An 8,974-nucleotide genomic window follows, 5' to 3' on the forward strand; every position below is an offset into this window, starting at 1 on the left:
AAGGTCGCGAGCTGTTCGTGCAGCATCGTGTGGCGCGTGATCGTATTGTCGAAATCGGCAAGTTCCTGCGCGTTCGGCAGTTCGCCGTTGAGCAGCAGGTAGCAGGTTTCCATGAAGCTCGAATGTTCGGCGAGGTCGCCGATCGCGTAACCGCGGTGGAGCAGCACGCCTTCGTCGCCGTCGATATAGGTGATCTGCGATTCGCAGCTCGCGGTCGAGGTGAAGCCGGGATCGTAGGTGAAGGCGCCGGTCTGGGCGTAGAATTTGCGGATATCGACGACATCGGGGCCGACGGTGCCCGACAGGACAGGGCTGTCGACGGTCTTGTCGCCCAGCGTGATTTTCGCGGTGTCGGTCATATTTTGTTCCCTGTACTGACGGCGGGGAGAGAGAGTGGCTACGCCCCTGCCGGATAATGTTGCGCTGCGTCAAGTCGCGCCAGACTCACATCGCGTCCGAGCAACAGCAGCACGTCGAAAATTCCCGGGGAAACGGTTCGGCCGGTTAGGGCGGCACGTAGGGGTTGCGCGAGTTTTCCGAGCCCCAGTCCGGCGGCTTCGGCTTCGGCGCGCACGGCCGCATCCAGCTCTTCTGTCGTCCAGTCGTCGAGCCCGCGCAGTCGCTCCGTCACGGCAGCGAGCAGGCCTTCGGGCGAGGCCTTTAGCACCTCGGCCGCTTTCTCGTCCACCGGCAACGGGTCCGGCCGGAAGAGGAAGGTCGCGCCGTCGGCGATCTCGTCGAGCGTCTTGGCGCGCGGTTTCAGCGACTCCATCGCGCGCGCGAGCAGATCGCGGTCGAGGCCATCGAGCGCGCGGCCGACGAGCTTTTCGACACGCGGCGCGACGAGACCGGCGAGGCGCGCGTCATCGGCTTCGCGCAGATAATGGCCGTTGAGATTCTCGAGCTTCTTGAAGTCGAAGCGCGACGGCGAGCGGCCGACATGGTCGAGATCGAACCACAAGGTCGCCTGGGCGCGGCTGATGATCTCGTCGTCGCCGTGACCCCAGCCGAGGCGGAGCAGATAATTGTTCACCGCTTCGGGCAGATAGCCCATCTCGTCGCGATAGGCGTCGACGCCGAGCGCGCCGTGGCGCTTCGACAGTTTCGCGCCGTCGGCGCCGTGGATCAGCGGGACGTGGGCATAGACGGGCTCGCGCCAGTTCATCGAGCGGATCAGCGCGAGCTGGCGGAACGCATTGTTGAGATGATCGTCGCCGCGGATGACGTGCGTCACGCCCATGTCGTTGTCGTCGACGACGACGCTGAGCATATAGGTCGGAGTACCGTCGCTGCGCAGCAGGACGAAGTCGTCGAGTTCGGCGTTCTGGACGGTCACTTCGCCCTGAACCCTGTCCGCGATGGTGACCTCGCCCTCCTGCGGCGCGCGCAGGCGGAGGACGTGCGGGACCGACGGATCGCCGTCGTCGCGGTCGCGCCACGGACTGCGGACGCGGAAGGGCAGGCGCTTTTCCTGCGCTTCGGCGCGCATCGCCGCGAGTTCGTCCTGCGTGAGGTAGCAACGATAGGCCTCGCCCTTCGCGAGCAGTTCGTGTGCGACCTCGGCGTGGCGCGGCGCGCGCGCGAACTGATAGACGGTCTCGCCGTCCCAATCGAGATCGAGCCACTGCATCCCGTCGAGGATCGCGTCGATCGCGGCGTCGGTCGAGCGGGCGCGGTCGGTATCCTCGATACGGAGCAGGAATTTCCCGCCGTGATGGCGCGCGAAAAGCCAGTTGAACAGCGCGGTGCGCGCGCCGCCGATGTGGAGGTAGCCGGTCGGCGAGGGTGCGAAGCGCGTCACGACGTCGGCGCCGGTCGCTTCGGGGGCGGCTTCTGCCACTTTGGTTGGGTTTTCGGTTGCCACTGCGGCCTCTTTCACTCACTTTGCCGCGCGATCGAGCGGGATCGGCGGGCGGGATCGGGGGTGCCCCTAGCATGGCGACAGGGCCGCTTCAAACGCCCAATGTGCAGGCCTGGGCCATCGATCGATATCGGATCGCCGACGCGCTCGAAGCGCGGCTCGAGGCCGAGCGCGAGCGGATCGGCCTGTGGCTGCCGGTCGCGCTGGGCGCCGGCATCGCGGCGTGGTTCGCGCTTCCGGCGGCCGCCCACTGGATCGGGCTGCTCCTGTTGCTGGCGGGCGGCGCGCTCGGCGGCCTCCTGCTCGGCTGGCAGGCGCGTCTCGGGCGATCGGTCGTGATCGCTTGCGCGGCGATGGCCGTGGGCCTGTTGCTGATATGGGCGCGGGCCATATGGGTCGCGGCACCGGTGCTCGCGGCGCCCGTCGTGACCTCATTTCCGGCAGTGGTCGAGCGGGTGGAGGCGCTGTCGGCCAAGGGACAGGTCCGCATTCTCGCCCTGCCGCAGCGACGCGCCGACTTGCCGCCCCGCGTGCGCCTGACGCTGAGCGGCGAACAGGCGGGCGATCTGGCCGGCGGAGAGACGATCGGCGTGCGCGCGCGGCTGATGCCGCCGCCGACCGCGAGCGTGCCCGGCGGCTATGATTTCGCGCAGCGCGCCTGGTTCGACCGCATCGGTGCCGTCGGGACCGTCCTTGGCGAGGTTTCGCGGGCTCCGGGGCGCAGCGCGACCGATCCGCCGCTTCGGACGCGCCTCAGCGCGCATATTCACGCGCAGGTCGACGGGTCGGAGGGCGGCATCGCCGCCGCGCTCGTGACGGGCGATCGCGGCGCGATCGCCGAAGCCGACGAGGAGGCGATGCGCCGGAGCGGACTCGCGCACCTGCTGTCGATCAGCGGGCTGCATGTGACGGCGGTCGTCGGTTTTGCGATGCTGCTGACGATGCGACTGCTGGCGCTGAGCCGGCGGCTCGCCCTCGCGGGCCATGTCCTTCCGCTCGCAGCGGCGGCAGGGGCGCTTGCGGGCGGCGGCTATACATTGCTCGCGGGCGCCGAGGTGCCGACGCTGCGGTCGTTCATCGCCGCCTTGCTCGTGCTCGCCGCGTTTCTGATGGGACGCGAGGCGCTGACCTTGCGCCTCGTCGCGGCGGGTGCGCTGATCGTGCTCCTCTGGCGCCCCGAGTCGCTTGCGGGCCCGAGTTTCCAGCTGAGCTTTGCGGCGGTGACCGCGATCATCGCCTTGCACGAAAGCCGGCGCATGCGGGCCTTTCTCGAGCGCCGCGACGAGGCATGGCCGTTCCGGGCAGGGCGCGGCATTGCGGGGCTATTGATCACCGGTCTGGTCGTCGAGGTGGCGCTTGCGCCGATTGCGCTTTTCCATTTCCACAAGGCGGGGCTTTACGGTGCGCTTGCCAATGTGATCGCGATCCCGCTCACCACCTTCGTGATCATGCCGTTCGAGGCGCTCGCGCTGCTGTTCGACGGCATCGGTCTTGGCGCACCCTTCTGGTGGGTGACCGAACAGGCGTTGCGGCTTTTGCTCGGGCTGGCGCACGGCGTCGCCGACGCGCCGGGCGCCGTCGCGACGCTGCCGAGCTTTCCGCCCCGGGGTTTCGGGCTCGCCGTCTTCGGTGGGCTCTGGATATTGCTCTGGCAAACGCGCTGGCGTCATGCCGGGTTCGTCCCGCTCGCGATCGGCGTGGCGACGCTGGCCATCCAGCCGCGTCCCGATCTGCTGGTCACCGGCGATGGCCGTCATATCGCCACCGCGCTTCCCGACGGCACTTATGCGCTGCTGCGCGATCGGGCGGGCGACTATATTCGCGATACGATGTCCGAGGCCGCAGGGGTCGACACACCGCTCGCGACCCTCGCGGACCTCGATCATGTCGAATGCAACCGCGACTTCTGCCGCTGGAACCAGGGCGAGGATTCCGCGCGCAGGATCATTCTCGCTTCGCGCGGGCGCGACCGGATCGAGGGGATGGATATGGCGGCGGCATGCGCCGCGGCCGATGTCGTGATCAGCGATCGCTGGCTGCCGCGCGAATGCGTCGCCCGCTGGCTGACGATCGATCGCGACAGCCTGGCCGAAACCGGCGGATTAGCGCTTTATCTGGGCGAAACGCCGAAAGCCGTCGCCGCGCTGAAGGCGGGCGACGGCCATCCCTGGCGGCTGCCGCAGCAGCTCAGTGGTAACGACGAAGCAGTCCCGAGAGACGCCCCTGCACGATGACGCGCTCGGCGGGGTAGCGTTGCGGTTCGTAGGCGCTGTTCGCCGGATCAAGGCGGATCATCTGCCCTTCGCGGCGGAAATATTTGAGCGTCGCGTCCTGCCCGTCGACGAGCGCGACGACGATATCGCCCTCGCGCGCGGTGCTCGCCTTCTGGATCAGCGCATAGTCGCCGTCGAAAATACCCGCCTCGACCATCGAGTCCCCCGAGACTTCGAGCGCATAATGTTCGCCCGAGCCGAGAAGCGCCGCGGGAACGGCGAGATTGTTGTGATCCTCGAACGCCTCGATCGGAACGCCCGCGGCGATCTTGCCGTGCAGGGGGATCTCGATGACGTCGTTCGCGGCGATCGGCTTGAGCGCCGGCGCAGGTTTGCGGAGCGGGACGATATTGTCGCGGTCATTGCGCACCGCGGGCTTTGCCGCCTCGGGCACCCTGAGGACCTCAAGCGCGCGAGCGCGATTGGGCAGGCGGCGGAGAAAACCCCTTTCTTCCAAGGCGCTTATCAGCCGGTGTATGCCCGACTTCGACTTCAGTCCGAGCGCCTCCTTCATTTCCTCGAACGACGGCGAAATGCCGCTCGAGTCGAGGCGTTCCTGAATGAAGTGGAGCAGTTCATGCTGCTTCGCGGTCAACATCGGTCGTTCTCCATGATGTCATTTCCGGACATATTGAGAACGATAGTGGAACAAAGCGGAACTTGTCAAGCAATGACAAGATAATCCGCGAGATCGCCGATATCGCGCGGCGGTGCGCCGATCTCGCGGATCAGCAGCGCGTTGGCCGACGCGAGGGGGAGGGTGCGGCCGCTTTCCTGGCCGATCAGGGGGGTAAGACGGCCGTCCTCGAGTCGCGCGCGCAGATAGTCGCGGCGCGTTCCGCCTTCGGCCAGCGGTACGGAAAGCGGAGCGCGATGCACGGCGGGCAGGGGATGGCGCGCACCCGCGAGGTGACGGACCAGCGGCAGGAGGAACAGGGTCGCGGTGACGAAGGCCGACGACGGGTTGCCCGGCAGGCCGAGCAGGATCGCGTCGTCGAGCGTTCCCGCGATCAGCGGCTTGCCGGGACGCATCGCGATCTTCCAGAAATCGAGCATGCCGCCGGCATCGTCGAGCGCGCCGCGGACATGGTCGTGATCACCGACCGACGCGCCGCCGACGGTGACGATGACGTCGTGACGTCGCGCCAACTCCCCGAGAATCCTGGCCAGTCTTGCCCGATCGTCGGAGACATGATGCGGCAAGATCATCCCGGCCACCTCGCCGTGGAGCATGGCCGCGAGCATCACGCCGTTGCTGTCGGGAATCTGCCCCGGCGCGAGCGGATGTCCGGGCTGAACGAGCTCGTCGCCGGTGGTGAGAATCGCGACGCGCGGGCGGCGACCGACCGCGAGCCCTCCCGCGCCGCTCATCGCCCCTGCCGCTATGGTGCCGGGGGTCATTCGCGTGCCTGTCCGAAGCAGCGTGTCGCCGGCGGCGAAATCGGCGGCGCGCGGGCGGACATGGCGACCAAGCGCGCCGGGGCCGTCCTTCGTGAGCGTCAGCACCTCGCCCACGCGCGCAACATCTTCCTGCACGACCACGGTATCGGCGCCGGCGGGCAGCATCGCGCCGGTGAAGATGCGCATCGCCTCGCCCGGTCCGAGCGCGCGGTCCGGCGCCGCGCCGGCGGCTGTTTCGCCGACGACGCTCCAGGGGCCGGGCAGATCGGCGAAGCGGATCGCATAGCCGTCCATCGCCGACAGCGGTGCGGCGGGCTGGTCGCGCAATGCCTCAACGTCGCCCGAAAGGTAACGGCCAAGCGATTCGGAAAAGGCGATATTTTCGCTTCCCAGTGGTTCGCGAAGCGCAAGAAGCCGGGCTTGCGCCTCCTCGACGGGGAGGAGGCCGCTCATTCGGCGCGCCAGTCGCCCGAGCGGCCGCCGCTCTTTTCGATGAGGCGGATATCGCCGACGACCATGCTACGGTCGAGCGCCTTGGCCATGTCGTAGAGCGTCAGCAACGCGACCGAGGCGGCGGTGAGCGCCTCCATCTCGACCCCCGTCGGGCCCGTCGTCCGGGCAACAGCCGTGACCGCTATGCCATTGTCTTCCCAGGCGAACTCTACGCCGACCTTGGTCAAGGCAAGCGGATGGCAGAGCGGGATGAGATCGGCGGTGCGCTTGGCGGCCATGATCCCGGCGATGCGCGCGGTCGACAGCACGTCGCCCTTCGGCGCATTGCCGCTGCGGATCGCCCCGAGCGCCTCCGCCGACATGGTGATGTGGCCGCCGGCGACGGCTCGGCGCTGCGTGGCGGGCTTTTCGCCGACATCGACCATGTGGGCGGCGCCGGTGTCGTCGAGGTGAGTCGGTTTCGTCATGCGCGACGAACGAAGCAAGAGAAGGCGGGAAAGGCAAGAGACGTGGCAGGTTTCGAGCGGAGGCCGACCTGTCGATCATCGTCATGCCGGACTCGACCCGGGACGACGAAAGGGGAGCGCTCGCCGCCCCGGGGCGGCCGTCAGCCTTCGAGCAGCGCCCTCGTTGCCGCCGCGACGTCGTCCTGACGCATCAGGCTTTCGCCGACGAGGAAGGCTCTTACGCCGCTTTCCGCCAGTCTTTCGCAGTCGGCGTGGCTTGCGATGCCGCTTTCGCCGACGAGCGATGTGCCCGGCGGAACCAGCTTCGCGAGGCGTTCGGTGACGGCGAGATCGGTTTCGAAGGTGCGCAGGTCGCGATTGTTGACGCCGATCAGGCGCGATTCGAGCCGCGTCAGTGCGCGGTCGAGTTCGGCTTCGTCGTGGACCTCGACGAGAACGTCCATGCCGCGTTCGAAAGCCGCGGCCTCGATCTCGCGCATCGGGCCGTCGTCGAGCGCGGCAACGATGATCAGGATCGCATCGGCGCCGATCGCGCGGGCTTCGGCGACCTGCCAGGGATCGACCATGAAATCCTTGCGCAGCACGGGGAGGGCGCATGCCGCGCGTGCGGCGACGAGATAGTCCTCATGGCCCTGAAAATATGGCGCGTCGGTCAGGACCGACAGGCAGGCGGCGCCGCCGGCGGCATAGGCGCGCGCGTGATCGGCGGGATTGAAATCGGGCCTTATCAGACCCTTGGACGGCGAAGCCTTCTTGACTTCGGCAATCAGGCCGAAGCCGCCGGCTGCAATTTTCGTCTGCAGCGCGGCGGCAAAACCGCGCACCGGACCCGCGTCGATCGCGTCGAGATCGGCAAACGAGCGCACGGCCCGGCGTTCGGCGACTTCGTCGGCCTTGGTCGCAAGTATCCGGGTGAGCTTGTTCATTTATAGGCGATCCAGCAATTGAGCAGCGCATTGGCAAGGCCCTTGTCGATCGCCTCGGCGGCTTCCTCGACGCCTTCGGGCAGGGTGTCGGCGGCGCCTGCGACGACGAGCGCCTCGGCGGCATTGTAGAGCACGGCGTCGCGATAGGCGCCGGGTTCGCCTTCGAGCAGGCGGCGGAGCGCCCTTGCATTATAGGCCGCGTCGCCGCCGCGGATTTCGGCGAGCGAGCGCGTCGGCAGCCCCGCGTCGGCCGCGACGCTGCGCTGCATGCGCACGCCCTCGGGTGTCACGACCGCGACCTCGTTACCGCCCGCAAGCGACAGTTCGTCGAGCCCCTCGTCGCCCGAGATGACGCGCGAATGCTCGGTGCCGAGCCGGTGCAGCGCCTCGGCATAGACGGGGACATAGGCCGGACGCGCGATGCCGACGAGCTGGCGCGTGACGCGCGCCGGGTTGGCGAGCGGGCCCATGAGGTTGAAGATCGTGCGGCGGCCGATCGCCTTGCGGATCGGCATGATGCGCTTCATCGCCGGATGACGCGTGCCGGCGAAGAGGAAGCAGATGCCGAGGTCGGCGAGCTGTTCCTCGGCCATGCGGTCGGCGCGGTCCATGTCGAGCCCGAGGGCCTCGAGCGTGTCGGCGGCGCCGGATTTTGAAGAAGCGGCACGATTTCCATGCTTTGCAACCGGAACTTCGCATGCCGCGACGACGATCGATACCGCGGTCGAGACGTTGAGCGTATGATGGCCGTCGCCGCCGGTGCCGCAGACGTCGATCGCCCCGGCGGGCGCCGCGACGGGGATCAGCCGGTCGCGCATCGCCTGCGCCGCGGCGGCGATCTCGACCATCGTCTCGCCGCGGTCGGAGAGGGCGATCAGGAATTCGGTGACCTGTTCGTCGCTCGCGCCGCCGTCGAGCATCGTCGCGAAGGCATCGGCCGCCTCGTCATGCCCCAGCAGTTCCGAGGGGTCGGGAAACGGGCCGAAGCGGCTCATGCCGCCTTGCGCTCGCCGACCGGCAGCCCCGCGATTTTCAGGAAATTGGCGAGCATCGCGTGGCCATGTTCGGTCGCGATGCTTTCGGGGTGGAACTGGACACCGTGGATCGGGAGGGCCGCGTGGCGGAAGCCCATCACGGCGCCATCGTCGCTCGTCGCGTTGATGACGAGATCCGCCGGAATGTCGACGACCTCGAGACTGTGGTAGCGCGTCGCCTGAAAGGGCGAGGGGAGACCGGCGTAGAGCCCGCTATCGTCGTGGCAGACGGGCGAGGTCTTGCCGTGCATCAGGTGGCCGCGCTGCACGGTGCCGCCGAAATGCTGGCCGATCGCCTGATGGCCGAGGCATACGCCGAGCAGCGGACGCCGCGCGTCGGCGCAGGCGGCGACGAGGTCGAGACTGATTCCCGCTTCGTTCGGCGTGCAGGGGCCCGGCGAGATGAGGATCGCATCGGCGTCCGTCGCGAGCGCCTGTGCCGCGGTCAGCGCGTCGTTGCGCTCGACCCGCACGTCGACCCCCAGCTCGATCAGATAGTGAACGAGGTTGAAGGTGAAGCTGTCATAATTGTCGATGACGAGGATCATGGGGGCGCACT

General features: G+C 68.1%; 9 protein-coding genes. 1 reads left to right on the top strand and 8 read right to left on the bottom strand.

Annotated features, from left to right (window positions below; translation table 11 throughout):
• Both JHC57_RS18980 and gltX read right to left on the bottom strand, forming a co-directional pair.
• On the bottom strand, positions 1 to 359 hold a 359-nt coding region (locus JHC57_RS18980), incomplete at its 3' end, for a citrate/2-methylcitrate synthase (protein WP_294032046.1).
• A gap of 38 nt (positions 360 to 397) precedes the next feature.
• Entirely contained in the window at positions 398 to 1,864 is a 1,467-nt protein-coding gene (gene gltX, locus JHC57_RS18985) for a glutamate--tRNA ligase (protein ID WP_294032047.1), read from the bottom strand.
• Between the two features lie 71 nt (positions 1,865 to 1,935).
• On the opposite strand from gltX, the gene JHC57_RS18990 reads away from it, so the two are divergent.
• Entirely contained in the window at positions 1,936 to 4,095 is a 2,160-nt protein-coding gene (locus JHC57_RS18990) for a ComEC/Rec2 family competence protein (RefSeq protein ID WP_294032049.1), read from the top strand.
• Here JHC57_RS18990 and lexA read toward each other — a convergent pair.
• The 6 genes from lexA to JHC57_RS19020 all read right to left on the bottom strand — a co-directional run bounded on the left by lexA (position 4,049) and on the right by JHC57_RS19020 (position 8,963).
• Positions 4,049 to 4,732 carry a transcriptional repressor LexA gene (lexA, locus tag JHC57_RS18995; RefSeq protein ID WP_294032051.1) on the bottom strand — a complete coding sequence of 228 codons (684 nt, stop codon included), beginning with the start codon at positions 4,730 to 4,732 and terminating at the stop codon, positions 4,049 to 4,051. The two genes, JHC57_RS18990 and lexA, sit on opposite strands and share 47 nt — an antisense overlap.
• A 65-nt stretch (positions 4,733 to 4,797) precedes the next feature.
• A complete protein-coding gene (glp, locus tag JHC57_RS19000) occupies positions 4,798 to 5,988 on the bottom strand; it encodes a gephyrin-like molybdotransferase Glp (protein WP_294032053.1) in 1,191 nt (396 codons plus the stop codon).
• Complete coding sequence (gene moaC, locus JHC57_RS19005) at positions 5,985 to 6,455, bottom strand: cyclic pyranopterin monophosphate synthase MoaC (protein WP_294032055.1); 471 nt, start codon at positions 6,453 to 6,455, stop codon at positions 5,985 to 5,987. The genes glp and moaC overlap by 4 nt, the downstream gene beginning before the upstream one ends.
• A gap of 140 nt (positions 6,456 to 6,595) precedes the next feature.
• The gene (gene trpC / locus JHC57_RS19010; protein ID WP_294032057.1) at positions 6,596 to 7,381 is read right to left on the bottom strand and encodes an indole-3-glycerol phosphate synthase TrpC; all 786 of its coding nucleotides are present in this window, start codon (positions 7,379 to 7,381) and stop codon (positions 6,596 to 6,598) included.
• Positions 7,378 to 8,376: an anthranilate phosphoribosyltransferase gene (gene trpD, locus JHC57_RS19015; RefSeq protein ID WP_294032058.1), complete on the bottom strand. Its 999-nt coding sequence runs from the start codon at positions 8,374 to 8,376 to the stop codon at positions 7,378 to 7,380. Before trpD ends, trpC begins: the two co-directional genes overlap by 4 nt.
• Positions 8,373 to 8,963 carry an aminodeoxychorismate/anthranilate synthase component II gene (locus JHC57_RS19020; protein ID WP_294032060.1) on the bottom strand — a complete coding sequence of 197 codons (591 nt, stop codon included), beginning with the start codon at positions 8,961 to 8,963 and terminating at the stop codon, positions 8,373 to 8,375. The genes trpD and JHC57_RS19020 overlap by 4 nt, the downstream gene beginning before the upstream one ends.
• Positions 8,964 to 8,974 lie beyond the last annotated feature (11 nt).

Origin of the sequence: Sphingopyxis sp., from assembly GCF_016463645.1 — a bacterium.
In the GTDB taxonomy this organism is placed as follows: domain Bacteria; phylum Pseudomonadota; class Alphaproteobacteria; order Sphingomonadales; family Sphingomonadaceae; genus Sphingopyxis.

Excerpts from the sequence above, each read along its gene's own strand:
- JHC57_RS18990 (WP_294032049.1), top strand. The coding sequence starts at position 1,936 with ATGGCGACAGGGCCGCTTCAAACGCCCAATGTGCAGGCCTGGGCCATC.
- lexA (WP_294032051.1), bottom strand. The coding sequence starts at position 4,732 with ATGTTGACCGCGAAGCAGCATGAACTGCTCCACTTCATTCAGGAACGC.
- glp (WP_294032053.1), bottom strand. The coding sequence starts at position 5,988 with ATGAGCGGCCTCCTCCCCGTCGAGGAGGCGCAAGCCCGGCTTCTTGCG.
- moaC (WP_294032055.1), bottom strand. The coding sequence starts at position 6,455 with ATGACGAAACCGACTCACCTCGACGACACCGGCGCCGCCCACATGGTC.
- trpC (WP_294032057.1), bottom strand. The coding sequence starts at position 7,381 with ATGAACAAGCTCACCCGGATACTTGCGACCAAGGCCGACGAAGTCGCC.
- trpD (WP_294032058.1), bottom strand. The coding sequence starts at position 8,376 with ATGAGCCGCTTCGGCCCGTTTCCCGACCCCTCGGAACTGCTGGGGCAT.
- JHC57_RS19020 (WP_294032060.1), bottom strand. The coding sequence starts at position 8,963 with ATGATCCTCGTCATCGACAATTATGACAGCTTCACCTTCAACCTCGTT.